This is a genomic window from Streptomyces sp. 3N207 (assembly GCF_052246355.1).
Lineage (GTDB): Bacteria > Actinomycetota > Actinomycetes > Streptomycetales > Streptomycetaceae > Streptomyces.
In genome coordinates this window covers 55,493-76,735 of sequence record NZ_JBQQBV010000024.1, presented here as the reverse complement: position 1 = coordinate 76,735, position 21,243 = coordinate 55,493, and the positions used below count along the sequence as shown (strand labels likewise).

The window sequence follows — 21,243 nt, the reverse complement described above, 5'->3', positions numbered from 1 at the left end:
CGCGCCTCACTGAGCGCTTCGCCGCCACCGGGCCGGTCCGGGGCGTTCCAGGTGAGGCTGTGGGAAGGTGTGGTCCGCGGCCTTGAGGTGAGCGCACCTGGGGGAGCGGGGGGTGAAGGCGGCGCCGGTCTCTTTCGCCAGGACAGGGAAGAATCGCTGTGCCTCGGTGGATTGCCCGGTGGTGCTCCAGCCGTAATCCTCTGCCCCGCGCAGCGCCCGGTAGACCATCCGGCGTCCCAGGCCCTGCCGCTGCCAGTGGTCGGCTATGGAGATCTTCCAGATGTGTCCCTGGCGGCAGTCATGGCAGGTGCTCCAGCACAGGATTGCGGCGTCCCAGCCGCTGCGGTCGCACACCCGCAGCAACTGGAAGTCCCCAGCCTCGGCCGGGTAGTAGAGCCAAAACCGCTTCCGCCACGGATGTCGGCGCAACAGCCGGTCCCATTCCTTCTGGCTCACGCTCTCCGGCATCGACCTCCACCTTCCTCTTCTTCATCTGCTCCGCGTGCTGAACCGTACGGCGCACCTGCGAAGACAGTCGCGGCTCTCGGAGATCGGTTGGCTGGCTGTCAGTGCTTGCTTCTACTGTTCTCTGTGTCGCACACCCGAGGGGAGGGTTCATGGCTACTGAGGTGCTTCGTGCGTTCCGGTTTGCTCTGGACCCGACGTCTGCTCAGCTGGGGGCGTTTGCCCGCCATGCGGGTGCGGCGCGGTGGGCGTTCAACCACGCTCTCGCAGTGAAGGTGGCGGCGCACGAGGAGTGGCGCGGCCAGGTCGCGGCTCTGGTCGATGGGGGTGCTCAGGAGGCGGAGGCACGGAAGCGGGTGAAGGTTCCTGTGCCGTCGAAGCAGGTGATCCAGAAGGAGCTCAACCGCACAAAAGGCGACTCCCGTAAGGGTGTCGATGGCCTGTGTCCGTGGTGGCACGAGGTCAACACCTACGCTTTCCAGTCCGCGTTCGTCGATGCGGACACGGCCTGGAAGAACTGGCTGACCTCCCTCAAGGGAGCTCGTGCCGGCCGCCGCGTGGGCTACCCGAGATTCAAGAAGAAGGGCCGCGCACGGGACAGTTTCCGTCTGCACCACGACGTGAACAAGCCCGGTATCCGGCTGGCCTCCTATCGGCGGCTGCGCCTTCCGGTGATCGGTGAGGTGCGGTTACATGAGTCGGCCAAACAGCTGACGAAGCTGGTCGAAGGCAGGCAGGCAGGCGGTGGTGCAGTCGGTGACGATCGCCCGCGGCGGTCACCGCTGGTACGCGTCGGTACTGTGCAAGGTCCAGATGGATCTCCCCAGCCCGACACGTAGTCAGAGCGAGCGCGGCCGCGTGGGTGTCGACCTGGGCGTGAAGTACCTGGCCGCTTTGTCCAAGCCGCTGCACGCCAACGAGCCGGGATCGGCGGTGGTAGCGAATCCCCGGCACGTACGGGACGCGGCCAGGCGCCTGACCAGGGCGCAGCAAGCACTGTCACGGACCCGAAAGGGCTCGTCCCGCCGGGAACGGACGAAGCGTCGTGTCGGCCGCCTTCACCACGAACTGGCGGAACGGCGAGAAGCGCACCTGCACCAGCTGACGAAACGGCTGGCGACCGAGTTCTCCGAGATCGCCGTCGAGGACCTGAACGTGGCGGGCATGACTCGCTCAGCGCGCGGCACCACCGAAGCTCCCGGCCGCAAGGTCCGCCAGAAGGCAGGACTGAACCGGGCGATCCTCGACGCTTCGCCAGGCGAGCTCCGCCGACAGCTCGCCTACAAAACCAAGTGGTACGGGTCGAAGCTCGCGGTCCTGGACCGCTGGTGGCCCTCCAGCAAGACCTGCTCGGACTGCGGATGGCAAAACCCACACCTGACGCTCTCCGACAGGACGTTCGCATGCGGCAACGAGACGTGCGGCCTGCAACTGGACCGGGATATGAACGCCGCCCGGAACATCGAACAGCACGCCACGCTCGATGACGAACCACCGGTCGCCTGCGACAGGCGGGAGACCTCAAACGCCCGTGGAGCCCCTGTCAGTCCTGCCACCCCACCGGGCGGCAGGCAAGAGGCTAAGAAACGGGAAGACACCGGGCCACCAGGCCCCGTGCCACCCCAGCGGAGCGATCCGCTGGCGTCCCCACCACGCGGTCAAGAACAGACAAAGCTGTTCTGAAACCGCAGCTCGCGAAGGGAGCAGCCCACGCGCGTAGGGGACGGTCGTGGCACGGCGAGGCCTTCCACTTCGCCCGGCAGAGCAGCTCACGCGCGTAGGGGACGGTCGCTGTAGGGCTGTTCCGGGCCGGAGGGCTGTTCGAGCAGCCCACGCGCGTAGGGGACGGTCGACAGGAGTCATTGTGCACGTATCCACCACCCACGTGAGCAGGCCACGCGCGCACAGGACGGTCGCGATCCCAAGTGACGCGGCCCCTGGCGTCCAAAGCCTTCCACGTATGCGCGGCGATGGTTGGTGGCCCCAGATATGGGGTGGGAAGGGAGTCATCCCGAACGTGGGGTAGTCACCGCGGTGGCTCGACGACCAGGTCCCGCACCTTCTTGCCCACGCCGGTGCTGGGTGTCTTGCCGTCGTGGTGCAGTTGCTTGACGGCTGCCCGGGCGGCTGTTTCGGTCACCTGTCCGTAGAACTCGCCGAAGACTTCGAGGGTGTGGTCGACCAGCTTGATGGGTCGGCCGACCTGTAACAGCTGCTCGATGTTTCCGGCGATCGCGGGTACGGCCTTGTCGGTCACTTCTTTGGGGTTGGGGCGGATCAGCGGTGTTGCGGGGAACAGCGTGTTCGGGTTGCTTTCGACCTCGGTCACTTCCAGCTTTTTCCACCATTCGTTCCGGGCGCGGGCGGTCGCGTCGCCGAACACCCACAGGCCGTGCTGGCGGCGGGTGCCGAACACCAGGTAGTAGACAGGCTTGTGCTGCGGAGCCCTGGACACCGGAATCCACCGCACCAGCATGCCGGTCGCCTTCTCCAGGCGCCGGGCGTACTCCGCTGCGACAGCCTCGTCCGCGTCCGGGGCTGGGTCCTGGCCGACGGGGAAGAAGTCTCGCCACCAGCGCCCGCCGCATACCTCGTCGAACCGCTCGGAGGACCGCTCCAGTCCCTTGGGGGAGCGGGCGTTGCCGCCCAGGCGGCGTACCGCGTCCATGCTGAAGTTCATCAGGAACTCGGTCGGCGGCCACCGTCGTGGTGTCCGCCGACGGGCCAGGGCGTGGGTGAGCCGTTGCCAGGGGAGGCCCAGGCCGCACGGGTCAAGGAACAGGAACAGTGGCAGGCCCATGGCGGTTCGCAGCACGTCGTCCAGGACGCCGTCGACTTCGCCGTGGTGCACCCGCGCGTCGACGCCCTGCCGCCGGTAGATGCCGGCGATCTCTTCGAGGCGGGCGTGCGACTTGGCTTCCTTCTCGGTGAAGAAGCAGGTCCAGCGCAGTCCGCGGGAGCGGTGCTTTGTGGCGACCCGCATGGCGATCTCGGCCGAGCCGGGTTCGCCGCTCTCGTACCGTCCCTCGCCTGCGTACCCGTCCAGGTAGACCACCCGGCCGTCGCGGGAGCCGGTCATCCCGCCGAACTGCGGTATGTACCGGCCCAGGAGATTGTGCTTGAGCACGCTCGGCAGTGCCTGCGCGGTCCAATACGCACCGCTCGTTCCCGTCGACATCCCCCATCCCCCCTCAATCCCCTACGGATTGCTGATGGTGAACGTCCCGCTGCATGGCGTAAAGACCGCCGACGTTCCGTTCAGCCGTCATGCATCCGTGCGCCCACCATGCGCGATCCGGACTACCGGACCGAGCGGTATTCCCAGCGGATAACCTCTCCTCATCCGACGCGACAACTCGGACATGACGACCCGTCGTCCGGCGCGCCGGACAGGGAGGGGACCACCACCGCATGCCCGCCACCGAACCCCTGCGCTACGCCGTCGACATCACTCAGGACGACGTGGACGCGCTCACTGACTTCCTCATGGCCCGGCTCAACGGCCAGCACCATCTGAGGGTCGGCACCGAGGAGTACCGGACCAACGCGGCCCTGCGTGCCCTGGTGCCCGGCTTCGCCGGCTCCCTCAGCCATGAGTTCGGCGACAAGGTGGTCCGAGAGGCGGAGGAGAGTTCCCTCAAGAGGCTCCAGCGCATCCAGAAGATCCGCAGCACCTGGAACCAGCTCGCCGAGGCCGCCTCCAAATGGGAGGACACAGACGGGTTCGACACCGCGCGCTGGCAAAGCGTCCGCTATTACGACGCCGAGGACGAAGAGAAGATCCGGCGGTTCGTGGAGAAGGAGAAGACGTCCGCAAGCGAGGCGGCGGCCTTCGTCTCGGAGTACCGCGTCCCCGGCCCCCGGCGCGACGGCCGAACCGAAGGTGAGTTCGTGGTCGCCCGCGACCCCGACGACCCCGACCGGTGGGCCGTTTTCGAGGGCAGCGCCCAGGCTCGCCACTGGGACGGCGACACCTGGCAGCACGCCCGCTTCACCGGAACCAGCCCTTACCTGTTCGGTCGGGCGACAGCCTTGGCCCTTGCCCACCAGCACGCCGGGGAAGAGCAGCCGGGGGAGACGGAGGAGAAGGAGTGAACGAGTACGAGCGGTGGCAGAACCTGGTCGTCCGCGCCCCCGGCGACGTCCCCTCTGCCACCCCGCTGTCCTGGCAGGCGGAGAAGGAGAGCGACCATGCCCAGAAGCTGTTCGCCAACCAACTGCCCGCCGAGGCTCCCTACCGCGTCGAGCGCGGCGCCGCTGGCGACGCCCTGGCCGCCCTCGCGCTGCGCGAGTCGATGCGCCGCAACATGGAGAACGACCGCGGGTACCGCGTCCACGAGGCCCTGACGCTAGGCGCTACCTGGGCCCAAGTCGCCGCGGCGCTCGACGTCGGACGGCCAAGGCCCGCGCTGTCCTGCAGCAGTACGTCGACGGTCAGCGCAACCGGTGGCTGAGCAACGAGAGGGAGGGCACCACGCCTGTCGGATTCACCGCAGAGCAGTACGCCGCCGCCCTGGCGCTGTGCGAGCGAAGCGACGACGAGACGGCCGCGGCCCTCAAGGTCACGGCCGGGCGGGAGGACACATGCGCATCGTGCGGCGGCCCCTGGATGAGGAGCTGCTCAGGGAGATCCAGGAGGACGCCGAGCAGTTCGGTCCGCTGCCGGAGAAAGTGCCCGAGGTCCCCGATGACCTAGTGCCGTATCAGGCAACGTTTGCCCGGCCCTGCCGCCTGCGGGCGCGCGTGGCACCCGACCTGAAGCGGACATCGGCGCGGGCGGAGGTCCGGGTGGCCTCCGCTCGCGAGTGGGGACTCACCCGTGACTACGCTGTTGGCGCATGGACCCGATCTTCCAGCTTCCGCCCAATTCCCCCCTGGCCACGGCTGTTTCCGAGGACTGGGATCTGCTCCCGCTGCGCGTCCCAGCCGGTTGGAACGTCATCTACAACACCCTGGAGGCCCGACGTCTGCCGGATGGAAGGGTCCAGGCCTACGACTCCGAGGACCTGTATTGGGCGCGTACCGCACCAACGCCGTGGCGGACGGCGGAGGAGGTGGCGGAGGAGGGCGGCCTGCGGGCTCGGGAGATCAACATAGACGCCGGCTGGTACGACGGCGCCGGTTTCCGCGTCGTCGTCCTCGACCCTGACTGGGACCATGAGCGGGCCTCCTACACCACTCCCGACCTCGACGAGTTCGTCGGCACCCTGGAGGGGTGGATGCGGATGATCACTCAAGAAGGGAAGCTCCCCAATTCGTGAACCCGTCTTCGGAGGAATCTCCTGGCTGAGGTTGATCCCCGGGAGTGGACACCGGGTTTCATGCGACGAGTGACAGCGTGCGTGACGTGATCAGTTGCTGTTCGAACGCGACCGGTGTGCGGTAGCCGAGTGCGGAATGGCGGCGGCGCCGGTTGTAGTACGCCAGCCAGCGGAACAGCTCCAGCCGGGTGTGTGCCTTCGAGGTCCAGCGCCTTCCGTGGAGCAACTCGCGCTTGAGGCCCTGGAAGAACGATTCGGCGAGGGCGTTGTCGTAGCTTGAGCCGACGCGGCCCATGCTGCGGTGGATGCCGTGTCGGCGGCAGACCTCGGCGAAGGCGGCCGCACTGTATTGCGCGCCCCTGTCCGTGTGAAAGACGACGCCGTGGACCTGGCCGCCGCGGGCGGCCACGGCCATCTCGATCGCGTCGGTGACAAGCGAGGTGCGCATGTGGTCGGCGATCGACCAGCCCACGACCCGCCTCGAACAGATGTCGATCACCGTGGCCAGATACATCCACGTCGAGCCGACGGCGACATACGTGATGTCGCCGCACCACCTGGTGTTCAGCGTGTTCGTGGTGAAGTCGCGCATCACCAGGTCCGGCACGGGCGGAGCCGCCCTGTCCGCGATCGTGGTGCGCTTCTTGCGCCGCAGATGCCGGCCGACGATGTGGTTGACCCGCATCAGCCGGGCCACCCGCTTGCGGTTGATCTTCCGCCCCCGGGCCCGCAGCTCCGCATGCACCCGCGGGGCGCCATAGGCGCCCTGGTGTTCGGCATGGATGGCGCGGATCTCGGCCACCGTCCGCTTGACCTCGGCCTGGCGCTCGGCACGAGCCTGAGCGTTGGCCAGGTGCCGGTAATAGCCGGAGCGGGAGACGCCCAGGACCCGACAGATCCGCTTGACGCCGAAGTCGGCACGGTTGTTGGAGATGAAGTCCCAGCGGCGGGGGCTCACTTCACCTCCCGGGCGAAATAGGCGGCTGCCCGGCGCAGGATCTCGCGTTCCAGCTGCCACCCCCTCTCCGCCTTCAGCAGCCGGGCGTTCTCGGCCCGCAGCCGGACCAGTTCCTCGACCGCGCCCGCGTCGGTGCCGCTGTGCTCGGGCGCGGCCTGGGCCTCGTCCTTGCGGACCCACGTCCGCAGCGACTCGGCAGTGATGCCGAGATCAGCAGCCACCGCCGCATACGTGCGCCTGCCCGCCGCGGCGCGATAGAGCGCGACAGCGTCCTTCCTGAACTCCTCCAGATACGGAGACTTGCGCCCCACCTGGACATCCCTCCCTGGACCATCAAGATCCATTGTCAGGGTGTCCACTCCAAAGGATCAGCCTCACCGACACCTCCCATAGGGTGGCTGCCAGTGATCCGATCGTTAACCCGGGGGCTTGATGGACCAGGGCGTGGCGGCCGTAGTGGGCGCACTGGCAGGGGGGCTAGTAACGGCTGGAGGTGCGCTCGCTGCAGCAAGATCGTCTGAGCGAATACATAAGAAGCAGGCTCGAAGGGAGGCATACAAAACCTTCCTCATTGACCTGCACGCACTCCGCCGACAGCTCACCACCTGCTTGGAAACAATCATTCTGCGTGGCCCCGCAGGAGTGGTAGCGCAAGGGCCAACGATGCTGACCCAACTGGACGAGGCCAAGGACCTGCTCAAGTCGCTGGACAGGCAGCTAGTCACCGTTGCCTTGGAAGGACCGGAACAACTCGTCAGGGCTGCCACAAACGCCGTAGCTCACACCCTCGCCTTGCGGGACCAACTCTATGAGTGGCTCATTGACGTACAACGCCCAGCGCTGACACCCGAAGAGACACAGGGTGCTCGCCAACTGCTCACCGAGCTTGGGGACGCTGTCGGCTCTGTTCAACGGGTAGCACGCCGGTACGTGTGATGGTGCTGAAAGCAGTGCCCACAGTGGCGCTGAGCCGGAAGAACTGCTGTGCGTCCTCGGGCTGCGGAGTGGTGGTCCACGTGTAGGACTCGCGGCCCGGACGGCCTGCAGCACCATCGCGTGCCGTGGCCCGGACGTTGCCGCTCACCTCCCAAGGTGAAGATTGACATCGCCCAGTAGCGGTGGGACAGGGCCGCCCGTCCTAGCGGAGGGTTCCATGCCCTGAACTGAGGGCCCGGGCGGATACCGCCCGGGCCCCGGGCGTGACCTCACCTTGAGTCGGCGCTGCGTGCAGCCAGGCCGATCAAGCGGTGACGTCCAGGAGGTCGTAGGGGAGGTTTTCACTCAAGACAGCCTCAATACGGATCAGCCTCCTCGCCTCGTCACACGCCCGCAGAGGGTGCCGAGGCGGACAGGCCACATCCTCTGCACTATCGGTGCTGTACGGGTTGCTGTACGGTCGGGGTATGTCGAAGCCAGTGACGATCCGGGTCGATGACCAGCTGCACGCGGCGCTCAAGGAGCGCGCCCAGGCCGAGGGGACCTCGGTGACCGCGCTCATCTCCCGTGCCGCAGAAGACGCTGTCCGCGATCCCCGCCTTGAGGGTGCCGCAGAAGTCTTCCGCGCCTTCGTGGACGCTAACGCCGAGGCATTCGACGCCGCCTTCCTCGACGACGCGCCCTCCCGCCTCGACGCAACGGGCCGGGCCGCCTGAGGTGGAGCTGCACGTCGATATCCGCTGGCTGCTGGAACGCCAGGCGGAGGTGCTGCCCAAGCACCCGCACATCCACGACTTCTCCAGCCTCGTGGCCGCTGTCGGCCGGCACCGCGTGAACACCCCCCGAATCGGCGCCACCGTCGACAACGCCTGGCGCGCGGCCACCCTCCTGCACACCGTCCTCCGGCTGCGCCCGCTGCCCGCTCGCAACGCCCTGTTCGGCGCGGGCCTGGTGGTGGCCTACATGCACGCAGCCGACGAAGGCATCGACCCGCCCTACGGCGCACTGATCGACCTTGCCCGCGACATTGACGCAGGTCGCAGCGACGCCTACGACGCAGCCGACCGTATCCGCGCCTGGCGCGTCTGATCCGCACGGCCCAGCACCGCTCACCGGCCAGCCGCGGCATGCGTCCGGTCGGGGATGTCACCGGCCGGTCGTAAGCTCGCTGGCATGGCCTCTGTGATCGACCCTGAAACACACGCTGGCTGACCTCATCAAGCTTCAGCAGCACGAGCTGTTCGATGAGCTGGAGGCCTACGCCAGCGACGCCCCAGAGGGTGTGAGGGAGCGGGTGCGGAAGGCCGTCAACGAGAAGGAGACCGGGCTCTACGCCTCCGGCCTGGTCGAGGAGCACGGCTACTTCCTTGCCAGTCAGGGTCTGAAGAAAGCCGCTCGTGCGGCAGCCGCACTGGACTAGGGGCGTATCGAGTCGTGATCGATGAGCACCGCAGCTTCCGGGCCGGGTGCCCCGTCGGGGGTACGGGGCCGGCGATCTGCGGCTGCGCCGTGTGGGCGCGAGTGGCCGGAAGCGATGCCGCAGGCAGGCAGCGGGGCCCGAGGACCCCGGCCGTGTGCCATCCGGGACGGTGCGTCAGAGCATGGCGAGCCGGTCCACCAGCAGCTCCGTCCTGCGCTCGGTGTCCTCCGGCGGGAGCCGTCCCGCTCGGGTCAGGGTGGCCAGTCCGTGCAGGGACGCCCAGAACGTCTCGGTGAACAGCTCCGGGCGCACGCCGTCCCCGGCGACCTCGCTGAGGCACTCCAGCAGCGCGGCGAAGGCGTCCTTCAACGGTTCGGGGGTGTCCTCCTGCGCGTACGCCAGGCCGCCGTCGAGCTGGAACAGGGCGTCGTAGACCGCCGGATGGCGTTCGGCGAAGTCGAGGTAGGCACGGGCCAGCGCGGTGACCCGGGCGCGGGGGCCGTCGGCGGCGGCGGTCGCGGCTTGCATCGCCACGGCCATCTCGGAAGCGCCCTGCAGAGCGACGGCGCCGATGATCTCGCGCTTGCCGCGGAAGTGGCTGTAGAGGACGGGCTGGCTGTATTCGATGCGTTCGGCGAGCCGCCGGGTGGTGACCGCGTCCCAGCCCTGCTGCTCGGCGAGTTCGCGGGCCGTGGCCACGATGAGGCGCTCGCGGCTGACCCGTTCGCGCTGCTTGCGTTCCTGTACCGACATGAATCGATCCTAGCACCGCTAGACAATCGAGCGACAGCAGTGATAGCGTCGCGTCACAATCTAGCAGTGCTAGATCCTAGGAGGGGTCATCATGCTCAATGCACTTGAGGTCGTCACCATCGTGGTCGTCGGCGTGATGGTGGGGGTGGAGTTCTCCGTCCCCTTCTTCAGCAACCCGATCCTCAACGCACTCCCCGGCGACAACGGCCTGCGCGGGCGCGTCCACGGGGCCCGACTGGGCGGCGCCGTGATGCCGTTCTGGTACATCGGCTCGCTCGTCCTCGTCGGGGTCTGGGCCGTCGCCGGATGGGACGACGATGGCACCGGCCTCGTCGTGACCGCCGCCGCGCTGCTGATCGTCAGCGTGCTCATGTCGATCCTGGTGCTCGTCCCGATCAACAACCGGGTCAAGACGTGGACCGCCGGCAGCCGGCCGGCCGACTGGAAGGAGCAGATGAAGCGCTGGGACCGCTGGCACTACGGCCGCGTCGCCGTCATCATCGCCGCCTTCGCCTGCCTGACGGCCGCCCTCACCTGAGCCCGCGGGCCGGCGCGGCGCCGGTGGCGCACAATCCCCACTCCCCGGGCGGCAGCGGGCCACCGAAATCCCGACGTCCGGGCATGCAGCTGCCGCTGAGAGTCCACACCTGCGATCCCAACAAGCTATGCCCCTCTTGATCCCGCACCTCCCCAACCCCCATCCAGCGCCTTCCCGTCCCATGGGCCTGGATGGGAGCAAGCCCCCGGCGCGCTGCTCACACTCCGCCGGGGGCTTGCTTGCGCTGATTACACCGCCCTCCTGCTGCCCTCGTCTCTGACCGGGCCCGCGGCATCCGCTTCGACAGCGACGGCACCCACCTCCACGCCGTCGCCAGCGACCGCTACACCGTGGCCGTCGCCACAGCTCTGAGCCGCTTGCTCGTTCAAGCGACGTGCGGCGCGGTCGTACGGATCAGGCGCGCGAGATTATGGGCGTTAAGCGCCGGTGAAGAAGCCACAGTTGAATCTCCTTGTGGATCGGATGAGTTGAACTGGTACGAAGAGCTGGTTTGCCGGTCTGACACCGCACAGTTGCGCACCTGGCACGCCGGCGGAGAGAAGCCCCTGTATCCGACTCCTGCCGGCCCTGGCCCGGACGGCGAAGAGGCCGGTCGCCCCGCACACCCCTGCAGCACCCGCGCCATCCTGGACCGTCACACCGACCACCACCGTGCCCAAGGCGCCTCCCCCCCCTCGAAGTCGCCCTGGCCGCCCTTGACCTGGCCGAGCAGCTGCGCGACCGCCGGCGCGCCCCCCTGCTGCGCCACCTCGCCGCCAGCAGCGAAGCCGAAGCAGTAGCCACCCGCGCCTACCACCCCACCCAAGGCCAGACCCGGCAAGCCCGCCTGGCAGCCGACCACGCCCGCGCCCGCACCGCACGCAGAATGCTGGACGAGGATCTCAGCGAGCTCGCTCCTGCCGCGGCGCCCCACCTGCCCGGCACCGCGGCTTCCGAGTCTCACCCCGGTTCCGAGTCGGGCCTGTGCACGCACACCAGCATTCCTGGTGACCGCTGTGACCATCCGGCTGTGCCCGGCCGGGCCGTGTGTCTGCGCCACTACTCCGTCGCACTCGCTTCGATAGCGGCCTGAAAGGGGTGCTGTCTTGGCGTGGGACGAGCAGCCAGCCCTGCGAGCAGGCGACTATCAGCAGATCGCCCTCCAACTGGCAGACACAGCCCGCGCTGTGGCCACCGACCTCCGGTGCGCCGCCAACCGTCTCCCGGCTGACAGCACCGCCCGGACGCTCGCCGTCTACCTGCTCGAGGAGACCGACCGGCGCCTGACCGCCCAGCCGCGAGGGAACGCACACTGCGCCCAAAACCGCGCTCGCCTCGTCCGCGCCCTGTACGACCGGCTCGACCAGATGGACGACACCACTCCCACTGTCCGCCGGGCCGACCGAGACGGCCGTACTCCCGGACGAGACGACTGATCCCTCCAGCTCAGCCGGAGCCGCGAGCCAGCTGACATCCTCTCGTCACCGGCCGATACAGGTGTCACAAGCGCCGCCCGCGCACCGCGCGCTGCCTGACGAGCCGCCCCGGGCACAGAGTGCTGTCGACGTGGCGCAGCCGGGCAGGCGGCCGGCCTGGAAGCGGGCGACGTGGGAGTAGTAGGCGTAGTCGCCTGTTCTCGGCGAATGCATGCAACCCGCTGATGCCCTCGGTCAGCTGATGGCGATCGTCGCGTACGGCGTGGTGGAAGGTGGGAGCGAGCCAACATCGCCTGTGCTGCCACGACCCGGCAATTGTGCTTCGGTTCGTAGGACCTGGGCGCGGCATTCGACCTCGGCGGCGGTGGCCGCGACCCTCCCGGCCGAGCTGCTGGGCGGTGGCCAGGGCGGCAGGGGACGACTTCACCCTTTGGGGGGAACGGGTCGTGAACTTCGAAGGGATTTGATGACAAACCGAGGTGTCCTCGGAGTGGGTTGAGGTTGGTGAGCGGTTGGTGGCCCAGGGGTTGGCCGAGGCGGGCGGCGGGCGAATTTTCGATTCCGCCAAACGAGAGGTTTGCCTGGTATGCCGGTCTCGCTGATCAGTTTTTCCCGTTTACCGGACAGTATCGTTCAGAGCTTTCGGCTGTCAGATCGCTCAGCGTCGGCGGGCGTCTATACCCACGGCGCTACGTTCCGGCACCGGACGCGTGCGGAAGGTAGTACTGTCCCATCCCCGGCCTTTCGCCGGGCAGGCAAAGACCCCGGCTGTGCTTGGTGGGCCCGCCGGGGTCTGAGCGCTCTTCAACGTCAGCTCGAACCACGAAAGGAACGCCCTTCGTGTCTCTTCACCGACGCCCAACTCGTCTTCCTGCACGTGCTCATGCACCCGCAGGAAAACCGGGTCGCGAACGTATCATCCCTAGTCATGGTGTGGTTGAAACCCCTCGGTGGGTTGTCACCGCTGTCATCGTCCGCGGGAGCCTGCTCATCACGGCACTCTGTCTCCCGCTGCTCGCGGTACCGGCCGCTCTGCCGCCCCGTCTGATGCCGCTGTTGGTGCTTCTCCTGGCGGCCTCCCACGGGTCCTTCCTGGTCCACCGGCATATTCGCCGACGCTGACCTGACCGGCCGGGCGGCGCCTGGCTTTGACCATCACCGCCCGGCGACAGCGCTGATCACCACCGAGTCCCTGGACGGGCAGGCACAGATACCCGCCCAGGCCCCCCGAAAGAGGCCACCTGTGTCCACCCGTTCCCACACCACCGCCCAAACGGCTCGCACCACCCCCTCTCTCGACCGCGGCCGGGCTGCCCGCTGCACCCACGGTCTCCGCGAGATCGCCGGAGACCTCCACGCGTTGTCCGAGTCCCTGATGCTCGGCACCTACAACAACGTTTCCCCCACCGAAATCGCCCAGCTCATCGCCGGAATCGACGGCCTGCTCCAGCAGGCGACCGGAGCCCTCGTCGTCCGCGAGCGCTCCCAGGGCAAGCCGCTCACCGGGATCGCCACGGCTCTCGACCGCTCCGAGGACAGGCTGCGCAAGAAGTACCCGCCCCAGGACATCGACCACCAACTCGCCACCCGCAAACGGCCCGGGCGCGCCACCAAGCAGGGCAGGAAGAGCGCCGCCTCACTCTTTCAGCCGGAGTGGCGCCAGCCGCACCAGCGCGTGGCCGCGGCCCTGACCCTGATGGTGAACGAGAGCAACATCTCCCAGCGGCACATCGCCGCACTCCTGCGGGTCGACCCGTCCTACGTCTCCCGGATGCTCTCGGGCGAGCGCGAAGCCTCCTGGCCGCACGTCAAGGCGATCTGCGACGCGTGCCGGGGTGACCACCGCTTGCTCAAGCCCCTGTGGGAAGTCGCCGCGGGCGTCCCTCCGAATACAGACGAACCCATCCGGTATCTGCGCACCTACCTACGCGCCCTTCACTACGCCGCCGGCTCCCCGGGCGAAGACCGCATCCTCGCATCCGTATCCCGCCTGGCCCCCCACGAACTGCAGCACGCGCTCGACGGCCCCGGCGTCCCTAACTGGGAGGTGATCGCCCACGTGGTCGCAGCGCTCAAAGGCCTGCCTGAGACCGCGCGCCCGATGTGGATGCAGGCGCGCACCGTCTACGAAACCAGCCCGGCCCCCGCCGAGCCCTTCGGCTGACCCGCACACCCCATGAGAAGGACCATGAAGCCCACCGTCTCCCCGACCGTGCTCACAAACGCCTTCTACGCCTTCTACGACCTGCACCGCCCCATCTACCACGCCTATGCCTCCTCCCGCCTGATGCCCGAGGAGGCCCAGGTCGCCGTCGCCCACCTCTTCGACCTCGTAGCCAGCAACTGGAGCGACATCGTCAAAAAGCCGCGCCCCGCAGCCTGGGCATGGCAGAGGCACACCCACGCCGTAGCCCAGCGCACCGGCCGCGCCCTCACAGCGGCCGACGACGCCGTGCTGCTCCACGAGCAACTGCGGCTGAGTATCGACCAGATCGCCACAGTCACCGGTACAGAGCCTGCCACAGTGACCGCACTCTTAGCTGCCGCCCGCCGAGGGCAACGCAAACAGAGCGACTCGCCAGGCGGTTGGCATGCTCAGCACCGCTGCGCCGGGCGGTGCAGACATATGCGAGCGGTATCCAGCTCTCCGGCGGGAGCGGTGTGACCGGAACCCGAGCTGCGGCAGGCCGCCGGCACCTCCGGCGGAAACGACCATTCGTGAGTGCGGTGGCGCCGGGAACGGTTCGGCGGAGCTCAGGTGCCGGCCTCCGGATGATGAAGCCCCGTTGACCGGTTCCCCCGCCCGGTCCCGCGTACGGCCTGGCCGTCGGTGGACCGCCTGCTCCCGTGCCGTCCCAGCGAAGGTTGAGCGTTCTCACCGAAGGATGAGCCCTGCTCCGTACGGGGCGCGGCCGCCTCTCTGGTTACCCAGGCGGCCCTGCCTAGGGCCTGTCCGGCGGATCATGGTCGGAGCCATAAGCGGATCGTGGCGAGGGTGACCGTGCCGTGGAAGACGTAGGCACGCTTGTCATAGCGCGTGGCCACGGCCCTGAAGTTCTTGAGCGCGTTGATGGTGCGTTCGACTTCGTTGCGACGTCTGTAGATCGCTTTGTCGAAGCCAACGGGTCGGCCGCCCCTGCGTCCGCGTCGCTGCCGGTTGGCCCGTTGGCTTCGCGGTTCGGCGATGGTGTGCTTGATCTGGCGTCTGCGAAGGTAACGGCGGTTACGGCGGGAGCTGTACGCCTTGTCACCGCTGAGATGGTCGGGGCGGGTGCGGGGGCGGCCGGTAGGGAGCCGGGGGACGCTCAGACGCTCCAGAACCGGGATGAGCTGCGGAGCATCGCCCCACTGGCCCGGGGTGATCAGGAACGTCAAGGGGCGGCGTCCGCCCTCGCCGACCAGATGAATCTTGCTCGTCAGACCGCCCCTCGAACGTCCCAGCCCTTCATCGGGCCGATGCTGAGGGGGCAGAGCCCTGCGCCCCGGGATGCGCGGGGGTGTGGTGCGTGCGCCAGCCGCGTGTTGATGGGCTCGGCAGGAGGTGGAGTCGATGCTGACCACGCTCCAGTCGATCCGATCTTCGGCGTCGGCGTGTGCCAGGAGCGAGCGGAGGACGTCCCAAGTGCCGTCAGCCGACCAGCGTCGGTGACGCTCGTAGGCGGTCTTCCACGGGCCGTACTGCGAAGGCAAGTCACGCCAGGGCGCGCCCGTCCGCAGGCGGAAGAGGATTCCGTTGATCACTGTGCGGTGGTCGCTCCACCGTCCGCCCGGCAGTCCGCCGCCGGGCAGCAGTGGTTTGAGCCGTGCCCACTCGACATGTGTCAGATCGCCCCGCCCGACCTCGGGCACGGTGCCCCCGTTCACCCAGATCGGATTACGCGGGCTGTTACGCGGTGATCCGCCGGGCGTACACCTCGATCTCGATTTTCATGCGGGGGTCGGCGAGGCCGCACATGAGCATGGTGGCGGCCGGCCGGACCTCGCCGAAGGCGCGACGTAGTGCCGGCCAGCAGGGCTCGAAGTCGGCCCGGTCGGGCAGCAGGTAGCGCACCCGCACCACGTCAGCGAAGGTGCACTTCGCTTCGATCAGTGCGGCCTCGATGTTGCGCAGGCACTGGTCGGCCTGCTCCACCACGTCCTCGGCAATCGTCATGGTGGTGTAGTCGAATCCGGTCGTCCCGGACACATGAACCCAATCACCGTCGATCACAGCGCGGGCATAGCCGATCTGCTCCTCGAACGTCGAGCCGCTGAGGATGGAACGTCGCTCTGTCATGCGCCGAACGCTAAGTGACCAGTACAGATACGTCTAATGCAGCTTCAGGCATGGAGTGATATCTCTAAGCGTATGGAGCGCCCTGAACTTCCCCTTCCGCAGCTGCACGCCTTCGTCGTTCTTGCCGAGGAACTCCACTTCGGCCACGCCGCCTCCCGCCTGGGCATCGCCCAGCCGCCGCTGAGCCAGCAGATCCGTCGCCTGGAGGACAAGGTGGGCTACGCGCTGTTCAGCCGCGAACCCGGGCGCATCTGCCTCACCTCGGCGGGCCGACAACTCCTCCCCGCCGCCCGGCATGCCCTCACCGGTCTCGCGGAGGGCCTGGCCGCAGCCCGAGAAGTCGGCAGCGGCAGGGTCGGCCGCCTCCGGATCGGCTTCGCTGCCTCCCTTGCCCTGACCGTCCTCCCCGGCCTGCTGCGAACCTTCCGGGAACGGTTTCCCGCCGTGGACCTGGACATCCAGGAAATGACGACCACGCCGCAACTGGCCGCTCTGCGCGAAAGGACGATCGACATCGGCCTGTTGCGCGAGCCGCCTGCCCATGACACGGAACTCGGATTCAAGACCGTGCTGGCCGAACCGTTCGTGGCGGTCCTGTCCTCCTCGCACCCACTCGCGGCACAACGAGCCGTTCGAGTCGAGCAGTTGGCGGACTGCCCCTTTGTGCTTCTGCCTCGCGCCGTCGGCCCGCCGCTGTACGACCAGATCACTAACCTGTGCATCGCGGCGGGCTTCACCCCACAGGTGACTCAGCACGCCGTGGAATGGCAGACCGTCTGCGCCCTGGTGGAAACCGGCCTGGGCGTGTCACTGGCCCCGGAAAGCATCCGCCGCATTCGCCTCAAAGGCCTTGCCTTCCGCAGGATCGAGCCCAACGCCGCGCGCACACGAGTCGCCGTCGCTTGGCGCAAGAACGACTCAAACCCCCTGGTCCCACACCTCCTGGCAGCTCTCGATCAAGATCCGCCGGACAGGCCCTAGGGCCCTACTGCGTCCCACGCTTGCCCTGCTGCCGGGCCTGCTCCCGCTTCTTCACTTCGCTGAATCGGTCGAATAGCTCCTTCCATGCCCGGTTGGCGGCGGCCTTCTTCTGCTCGCGGTCCGGCTGCGCGACGCGCGGCCGCTTACCCTTCTTCTCCTTCGGGCCGCCATGATCGCCGCTGGTCAGCTGGACCTGCTTACGGGAGCCGTCCCGTCGTTGCCGGTTTCCGCTGGTCATAGCTCTGACCGTACGTCGGTGGCGGGGCTGCTTGGTAGGGGCAGGTGATGTCGCCGGGTGTCTAGACGCCGGTCAGGGAGCCGAACAGGTCTGGGTCGGCCGAGTCCGCGAGCAGCACGTGCAGAGCCCGCTCCGTGGCGGGCTGGAGGGTGTGCGGCCCAGATCCCAGTCTGGGAAGTTCACGCACCCGATCCATGCACCGATTTCCTCTTGGTTCTACCGGCGGTAGAATCGCTTCATGAGTAAGCCGACGAGTATCAAGACCAGCGAGGACGTCCGCGACCGACTCCGGATCCTCGCTGAAGAGCGGGGCACCACCATCACCGAGCTGCTGGAAGACCTCGCCGGCCGCGAGCTCACCGAGGCCGAGCGTGAGCAGCGCGCCCTGGACGCCGCCCGCGAACTCGGCATCGAGTACACCGAACAGGTCCAGAAGACCGGTCAGGACGCCTGGGCGAAGATCCGCGCCCACCAGGACGCTGCGTGAACCTGACGGCCGTGCTGGACCACACGGCCCTCGCCGCCCTCTACCAGGCCGACCCGTTCCTGACCGGCCTCTACATCGAAGCCTCCCGCGGCGCGGGACGAGTCCTGGTCCCGTCCGTGTCCGTACTCGCCGCTGAGCGTCAGCTCCCCGGCTCGGGCCAGCACGCCGCCTCGCTGCGGTTCGCCGAACAGGTGCCCTTCAGCGCCGCTCACGCGGTAGACGCTATGGACTGGCCGGGAGTCGAGTGGCCGGTGGTTCACCCGGCAGCGATCGCCTGGCAGGCGGCCAAGGCGGGGGACCCGGTCACCGTCCTGTCCCTGGAGCCTGTCCTGTACGCGGAGACCGGCGTTACCCCGCTCGACCCCACCTGACGCATCATGGGGCGGCCATGGCAGTTCAGCCGGAGGTGCCATCCGGAGGTTCCCAGGCTCTCGTCGCAGCGTACGAGCGTGGGGGTGCACGTCTCATAGCAACTGGTCAACGGGACGTGATCCATGCCGCAACCCCAGTTCCTGCTGCCGTCGCGAAACCGGCTACCAGCCATCCCGGGACGCGCTGAATCGTCACCTGAAGCCCGCCACATCGCAGTTCAAAAATCGGCGTGGGCTTCGCGTCAGTCTTCTTCTCTCCCATGCACCCATCGAACGCGGCACCGTGATCGCGAGCAACGAATTCTCCCAGCGAACCCAATACAAGTGATACAAGATCAAACTGGGCAGGAGTTCTTCCGCAGCACGTTGGCCCACGGCCGGTGGCAAAGCGGGGCAAGCGGCCAAGACGCCGAGGCGCGCGACAGCACATCGGAACAGCCCTCAGCGCCGACGAGCCCGGCGAGCGCGCCAGACCGGCCGCACAGTGATCGCGACCGTGGCACCAACGCCAACCGACACACTTAGCCGAACCCGCGCCGCCTGCGAGGCCAAAGGGTGGGGGCCCTCTCGCCTGGCCAGGGAGCTGGGGATCGCCGAAGGGCGAGGGCCGCGGGGGCTGGGGCGGCACGCCGTACGGCGCTGGATGACGGGCGGGCAGGCCCCGGTCTACTGGCGGCCCTGGATCGAGAAGCTGCTGGATCTCGACCTGGCCCCCTACCTTGATGCACCCAGTCCTGCCACGGTCGTTCAGGACCGCGCGGGGGAGGCCACAGCCGACGTGTGCGCCGCGCCGCCGGGCGCGCCGCCCGACTTGGGAGATGCCACGAACCGCCGGGATGCTCTGAAGACCGCCGCGCTGGCGGCAGCCGCGACCGCCGCCGACATCACCTCGCCCACAGCCGCGCTCGCCTACACCCGCCGCCTGGAGGCCACCGCGATCGGTCCGGGAACCCTGGACCACCTCGAAGGCCAACTGGAGCGGCTGACCGCGCACTACGCTGCCACCCCCGCACGCGAGGCGTGGAGGACTGCCCGCAGCCTGCGCGCCGAGACGGCACAGCTGATGGAAGGGCGCCACACGCTGGTCCAGGGGCGGGAGCTGGCCCGGCTGGCCGGGATGCTCTCCGTCGTCCTGGGCTGGCTCGCCCACGACATGGGCGCGGCCACGGCCGCCGAGGCGTGGTGCCGGGACGGATACGCCCACGGCCTACAGGCCGAGGTCCCCGAGGTGTGCGCCTGGGCCGACGACGCCCGTGCCACCATCTGCCTCTACGACGACCGCCCCGGCCAAGCCCTGGCAGCCGCCGAACGCGGCGCCGCCCACGCACCGGCCGGCTCCCCCGCAGCCGCACGGCTGGCCGGCCAGCTCTCCCGAACCAGCGCCGCCGTCGGCCGCCAGGACACGTTCGCGGCGGCCCACCGCACCGCGCTCCGACACGTCGAGCAACTGCCCGCCCACGGCGCGGGCCTCTTCAGCGCCGACGCGGTCCGGCTGCGCTCCTTCGACGCCTCCAGCTACCTAGCCCTCGACCAGCCCAGCCGGGCCCTGAACGCCGCCGAAGACGCGATCCGTCAGTACCGGTCCGTGCCCTACCGCCAGCAGTCCCCCACCCGCATGGCCATCGCACAACTCGACGCCGCCGAAGCCCACGCCGCACTCGGCCAGCTCGACACCGCACTCGCCCTCGGCCAGGACGCACTCGACTGCCAACGCATGGTCTCCGCCATCACCTCACGCACCACCCGCCTTCTCCGCCGACTGCGCCCCCACCGCCACCGGCACCCGCAAATCCAGGAATTCACCCGCACCACGGCCACGGTGACGGTTGGCGAGCGAGGCGGCTGGGGGGAGTAAATTCGGTCCCCCCATCCTGAAGGGCGACGACGCCGACGAGCAGCACCACAGCTGAGCCGGTCAGCGGAGTGCGGCCACCTGCGGGATAGAGAACCTGGTTGCTCAGCGGGGGTGCCGGGGGCCTTCGCCGACAGGCGAGTGTCCAGGTGCTGGCGTCCCTTCCGTCAGGCGTGGTGTCGGCCATGGTCCGAGGTTGAGCTTCGGTTCCACGCGTCGGGCGAGCGCCGCCTTCACCTCTCGGAACCTACCGGTGGGGTTACTTGATCCCTGGTGTCCTAGCTGGGACTACCGGGCCTCGTCATGCGCCCCACCCTCCCGGCACAGCATCGTGCTGAAACGCGATGCTGTCAGCGCAGTGCTGTATTACAGGGGTGCACGGCCGCACACCGCGTTCTCAGTCATCCTGTGGCGGGTTTCTGGCGTATCAGTTTCATGCCCGCACCAGAGCGGTACGGGCGCGCCTGACGCGCACTGTCAGAGGCCCAAGTCCGGACGGCTGAACTCTCGCCTTGTAGGCCGCTACAAGGAACTTCCACGCCCGTCGTGCGCAGTACTCTCTGGGCATGTATGCGGCAGTCGCCCTCCACGTGATTTCGGTGGTGCTGGAAGTGGGCGGCATCGTCACAACTGTCTGGGACATCCGTAATGCGCGGCGGAACTTGCGGGATTTCATCAGGCGCCCTCGCCACGCGTACGCCTCGTCAGCGACTGTCACCTCCGAGGCATACAGCGCCGACGTCGTCACCAGCGATACGAAGACTCTTGAACAGCGCGTCGAAGACCTGGAGGAGTGGAGGCGCAGTGTCCCGGAGGCACTCGACCGTCGCGACCGGGAAGTGGCGGCCCGCCTGGAGACTCGCCTGCAAGGAGACCTTGAGGGCAGCCGACGGTCCGTGCAGGCACAGCTCGTGGAGGTCAGCGAGTACCTGGAAGGCGGATTGCAGTCGGCGACGGTCAGCTACCGTGGTCCTGCTGCCTTGTTCGTCGGGGTGATCGTCGGCTTCTGCGGAAATTTCGTTGCGCTCGGCGGCGTTTGACCAGGCAGCCGGTTGGCTGCGCCCGTTCAGGATCACCCCGAGACCCCTATTGGGCTTACCTCGGCGATCCACCTTCACGGGTGGGAGCAGTGGCACCTGTTTATACGGACTGCGGCGGTTCGTCGCCCCTGAGCAGCTATGGACTCCACCGTCAGCACAGGGAAACAGCGGGGAATTCACGTTGCCGCGTGACCCCCTACACGAGGGCCGGCACCTGCATGGGGACGCTGG

26 protein-coding genes and 1 pseudogene are annotated in these 21,243 nt (G+C 68.2%); 18 read left to right on the top strand and 9 right to left on the bottom strand.

The genetic code is table 11. The features are described 5' to 3' along the window. Nucleotides 1–6: 6 nt before the first annotated feature. Nucleotides 7–468, bottom strand: a complete 462-nt coding sequence (locus ACTWP9_RS29540) for a hypothetical protein (RefSeq protein WP_443249362.1) — start codon at nucleotides 466–468, stop codon at nucleotides 7–9. Between the two features lie 149 nt (nucleotides 469–617). On the opposite strand from ACTWP9_RS29540, the pseudogene ACTWP9_RS29535 reads away from it, so the two are divergent. From ACTWP9_RS29535 to ACTWP9_RS29525, 3 genes and pseudogenes are all read left to right on the top strand, one after another. Next, nucleotides 618–698, top strand: a pseudogene (locus tag ACTWP9_RS29535) (hypothetical protein); the annotation flags it as partial. Nucleotides 699–740: 42 nt separating this feature from the next. Next, entirely contained in the window at nucleotides 741–1,304 is a 564-nt protein-coding gene (locus ACTWP9_RS29530; RefSeq protein WP_443249410.1) for a hypothetical protein, read from the top strand. Continuing rightward, the gene (locus tag ACTWP9_RS29525) at nucleotides 1,222–2,148 is read left to right on the top strand and encodes an RNA-guided endonuclease InsQ/TnpB family protein (protein ID WP_443249361.1); all 927 of its coding nucleotides are present in this window, start codon (nucleotides 1,222–1,224) and stop codon (nucleotides 2,146–2,148) included. The genes ACTWP9_RS29530 and ACTWP9_RS29525 overlap by 83 nt, the downstream gene beginning before the upstream one ends. Before the next feature lie 343 nt (nucleotides 2,149–2,491). Here the strand turns inward: ACTWP9_RS29525 and tcmP are convergent, their stop codons facing one another. Continuing rightward, nucleotides 2,492–3,643, bottom strand: a complete 1,152-nt coding sequence (gene tcmP / locus ACTWP9_RS29520; RefSeq protein ID WP_443249360.1) for a three-Cys-motif partner protein TcmP — start codon at nucleotides 3,641–3,643, stop codon at nucleotides 2,492–2,494. A 233-nt stretch (nucleotides 3,644–3,876) separates the two neighbouring features. On the opposite strand from tcmP, the gene ACTWP9_RS29515 reads away from it, so the two are divergent. From ACTWP9_RS29515 to ACTWP9_RS29505, 3 genes are all read left to right on the top strand, one after another. Then, nucleotides 3,877–4,560 carry a hypothetical protein gene (locus ACTWP9_RS29515; protein WP_443249359.1) on the top strand — a complete coding sequence of 228 codons (684 nt, stop codon included), beginning with the start codon at nucleotides 3,877–3,879 and terminating at the stop codon, nucleotides 4,558–4,560. Further along, nucleotides 4,557–4,919, top strand: a complete 363-nt coding sequence (locus tag ACTWP9_RS29510) for a hypothetical protein (RefSeq protein ID WP_443249358.1) — start codon at nucleotides 4,557–4,559, stop codon at nucleotides 4,917–4,919. Before ACTWP9_RS29515 ends, ACTWP9_RS29510 begins: the two co-directional genes overlap by 4 nt. 384 nt (nucleotides 4,920–5,303) lie before the next feature. Further along, nucleotides 5,304–5,726 (top strand): hypothetical protein, encoded by a 423-nt coding sequence (locus ACTWP9_RS29505; RefSeq protein ID WP_443249357.1) that lies wholly within the window; start codon nucleotides 5,304–5,306, stop codon nucleotides 5,724–5,726. A gap of 58 nt (nucleotides 5,727–5,784) precedes the next feature. Here ACTWP9_RS29505 and ACTWP9_RS29500 read toward each other — a convergent pair. Beyond that, nucleotides 5,785–6,995 (bottom strand): IS3 family transposase gene (locus ACTWP9_RS29500; RefSeq protein WP_443249356.1). Its coding sequence is split into 2 segments (ribosomal slippage): nucleotides 5,785–6,743 and nucleotides 6,743–6,995, totalling 1,212 coding nucleotides; the frame shifts between segments, so codons are not numbered across the junction. 1,092 nt (nucleotides 6,996–8,087) lie between these two features. On the opposite strand from ACTWP9_RS29500, the gene ACTWP9_RS29495 reads away from it, so the two are divergent. The 3 genes from ACTWP9_RS29495 to ACTWP9_RS29485 all read left to right on the top strand — a co-directional run bounded on the left by ACTWP9_RS29495 (nucleotide 8,088) and on the right by ACTWP9_RS29485 (nucleotide 9,040). After that, entirely contained in the window at nucleotides 8,088–8,336 is a 249-nt protein-coding gene (locus tag ACTWP9_RS29495) for a ribbon-helix-helix protein, CopG family (protein ID WP_443249355.1), read from the top strand. A 1-nt stretch (nucleotide 8,337) separates the two neighbouring features. Further along, the gene (locus tag ACTWP9_RS29490) at nucleotides 8,338–8,709 is read left to right on the top strand and encodes a toxin Doc (protein ID WP_443249354.1); all 372 of its coding nucleotides are present in this window, start codon (nucleotides 8,338–8,340) and stop codon (nucleotides 8,707–8,709) included. 205 nt (nucleotides 8,710–8,914) lie between these two features. Further along, nucleotides 8,915–9,040, top strand: a complete 126-nt coding sequence (locus tag ACTWP9_RS29485; RefSeq protein WP_443249353.1) for a hypothetical protein — start codon at nucleotides 8,915–8,917, stop codon at nucleotides 9,038–9,040. Between the two features lie 174 nt (nucleotides 9,041–9,214). Here ACTWP9_RS29485 and ACTWP9_RS29480 read toward each other — a convergent pair whose 3' ends face one another. Next, a complete protein-coding gene (locus tag ACTWP9_RS29480; protein ID WP_443249352.1) occupies nucleotides 9,215–9,793 on the bottom strand; it encodes a TetR/AcrR family transcriptional regulator in 579 nt (192 codons plus the stop codon). Nucleotides 9,794–9,884: 91 nt separating this feature from the next. Between ACTWP9_RS29480 and ACTWP9_RS29475 the strand changes: the two genes are divergently transcribed. Beyond that, nucleotides 9,885–10,331: an anthrone oxygenase family protein gene (locus ACTWP9_RS29475; protein WP_443249351.1), complete on the top strand. Its 447-nt coding sequence runs from the start codon at nucleotides 9,885–9,887 to the stop codon at nucleotides 10,329–10,331. A gap of 655 nt (nucleotides 10,332–10,986) precedes the next feature. Here ACTWP9_RS29475 and ACTWP9_RS29470 read toward each other — a convergent pair. Beyond that, a complete protein-coding gene (locus tag ACTWP9_RS29470; protein ID WP_443249350.1) occupies nucleotides 10,987–11,295 on the bottom strand; it encodes a hypothetical protein in 309 nt (102 codons plus the stop codon). A 142-nt stretch (nucleotides 11,296–11,437) separates the two neighbouring features. Here ACTWP9_RS29470 and ACTWP9_RS29465 point away from each other — a divergent pair, with 142 nt between their 5' ends. The 3 genes from ACTWP9_RS29465 (at nucleotide 11,438) to ACTWP9_RS29455 (ending at nucleotide 14,432) form a co-directional block, all read left to right on the top strand. Continuing rightward, on the top strand, nucleotides 11,438–11,767 hold the full coding sequence (locus ACTWP9_RS29465; protein WP_443249349.1) for a restriction endonuclease: 330 nt from the start codon (nucleotides 11,438–11,440) through the stop codon (nucleotides 11,765–11,767). Between the two features lie 1,243 nt (nucleotides 11,768–13,010). Then, nucleotides 13,011–13,931 carry a helix-turn-helix domain-containing protein gene (locus ACTWP9_RS29460; RefSeq protein WP_443249348.1) on the top strand — a complete coding sequence of 307 codons (921 nt, stop codon included), beginning with the start codon at nucleotides 13,011–13,013 and terminating at the stop codon, nucleotides 13,929–13,931. A 24-nt stretch (nucleotides 13,932–13,955) separates the two neighbouring features. Next, nucleotides 13,956–14,432, top strand: coding sequence for a hypothetical protein (locus tag ACTWP9_RS29455; RefSeq protein WP_443249347.1), 477 nt, complete (start codon nucleotides 13,956–13,958; stop codon nucleotides 14,430–14,432). Between the two features lie 296 nt (nucleotides 14,433–14,728). Here the strand turns inward: ACTWP9_RS29455 and ACTWP9_RS29450 are convergent, their stop codons facing one another. Continuing rightward, a complete protein-coding gene (locus tag ACTWP9_RS29450; RefSeq protein ID WP_443249407.1) occupies nucleotides 14,729–15,616 on the bottom strand; it encodes an IS5 family transposase in 888 nt (295 codons plus the stop codon). A 37-nt stretch (nucleotides 15,617–15,653) separates the two neighbouring features. Next, a complete protein-coding gene (locus tag ACTWP9_RS29445; protein WP_443249346.1) occupies nucleotides 15,654–16,043 on the bottom strand; it encodes a RidA family protein in 390 nt (129 codons plus the stop codon). 72 nt (nucleotides 16,044–16,115) lie between these two features. On the opposite strand from ACTWP9_RS29445, the gene ACTWP9_RS29440 reads away from it, so the two are divergent. Then, on the top strand, nucleotides 16,116–17,024 hold the full coding sequence (locus ACTWP9_RS29440; RefSeq protein WP_443249406.1) for a LysR family transcriptional regulator: 909 nt from the start codon (nucleotides 16,116–16,118) through the stop codon (nucleotides 17,022–17,024). A gap of 4 nt (nucleotides 17,025–17,028) precedes the next feature. On the opposite strand, the gene ACTWP9_RS29435 is transcribed toward ACTWP9_RS29440, so the two are convergent. Both ACTWP9_RS29435 and ACTWP9_RS29430 read right to left on the bottom strand, forming a co-directional pair. Then, entirely contained in the window at nucleotides 17,029–17,262 is a 234-nt protein-coding gene (locus ACTWP9_RS29435; RefSeq protein ID WP_443249345.1) for a hypothetical protein, read from the bottom strand. Nucleotides 17,263–17,323: 61 nt separating this feature from the next. Beyond that, nucleotides 17,324–17,458, bottom strand: coding sequence for a hypothetical protein (locus ACTWP9_RS29430; protein ID WP_443249344.1), 135 nt, complete (start codon nucleotides 17,456–17,458; stop codon nucleotides 17,324–17,326). Nucleotides 17,459–17,500: 42 nt separating this feature from the next. On the opposite strand from ACTWP9_RS29430, the gene ACTWP9_RS29425 reads away from it, so the two are divergent. The 4 genes from ACTWP9_RS29425 (at nucleotide 17,501) to ACTWP9_RS29410 (ending at nucleotide 21,012) form a co-directional block, all read left to right on the top strand. Next, nucleotides 17,501–17,749: a hypothetical protein gene (locus tag ACTWP9_RS29425; RefSeq protein WP_443249343.1), complete on the top strand. Its 249-nt coding sequence runs from the start codon at nucleotides 17,501–17,503 to the stop codon at nucleotides 17,747–17,749. Continuing rightward, nucleotides 17,746–18,120: a PIN domain-containing protein gene (locus ACTWP9_RS29420; RefSeq protein WP_443249342.1), complete on the top strand. Its 375-nt coding sequence runs from the start codon at nucleotides 17,746–17,748 to the stop codon at nucleotides 18,118–18,120. Before ACTWP9_RS29425 ends, ACTWP9_RS29420 begins: the two co-directional genes overlap by 4 nt. Before the next feature lie 496 nt (nucleotides 18,121–18,616). After that, nucleotides 18,617–19,975, top strand: a complete 1,359-nt coding sequence (locus ACTWP9_RS29415; RefSeq protein ID WP_443249341.1) for a hypothetical protein — start codon at nucleotides 18,617–18,619, stop codon at nucleotides 19,973–19,975. A gap of 563 nt (nucleotides 19,976–20,538) precedes the next feature. Continuing rightward, nucleotides 20,539–21,012, top strand: coding sequence for a hypothetical protein (locus ACTWP9_RS29410; protein WP_443249340.1), 474 nt, complete (start codon nucleotides 20,539–20,541; stop codon nucleotides 21,010–21,012). Nucleotides 21,013–21,243 lie beyond the last annotated feature (231 nt).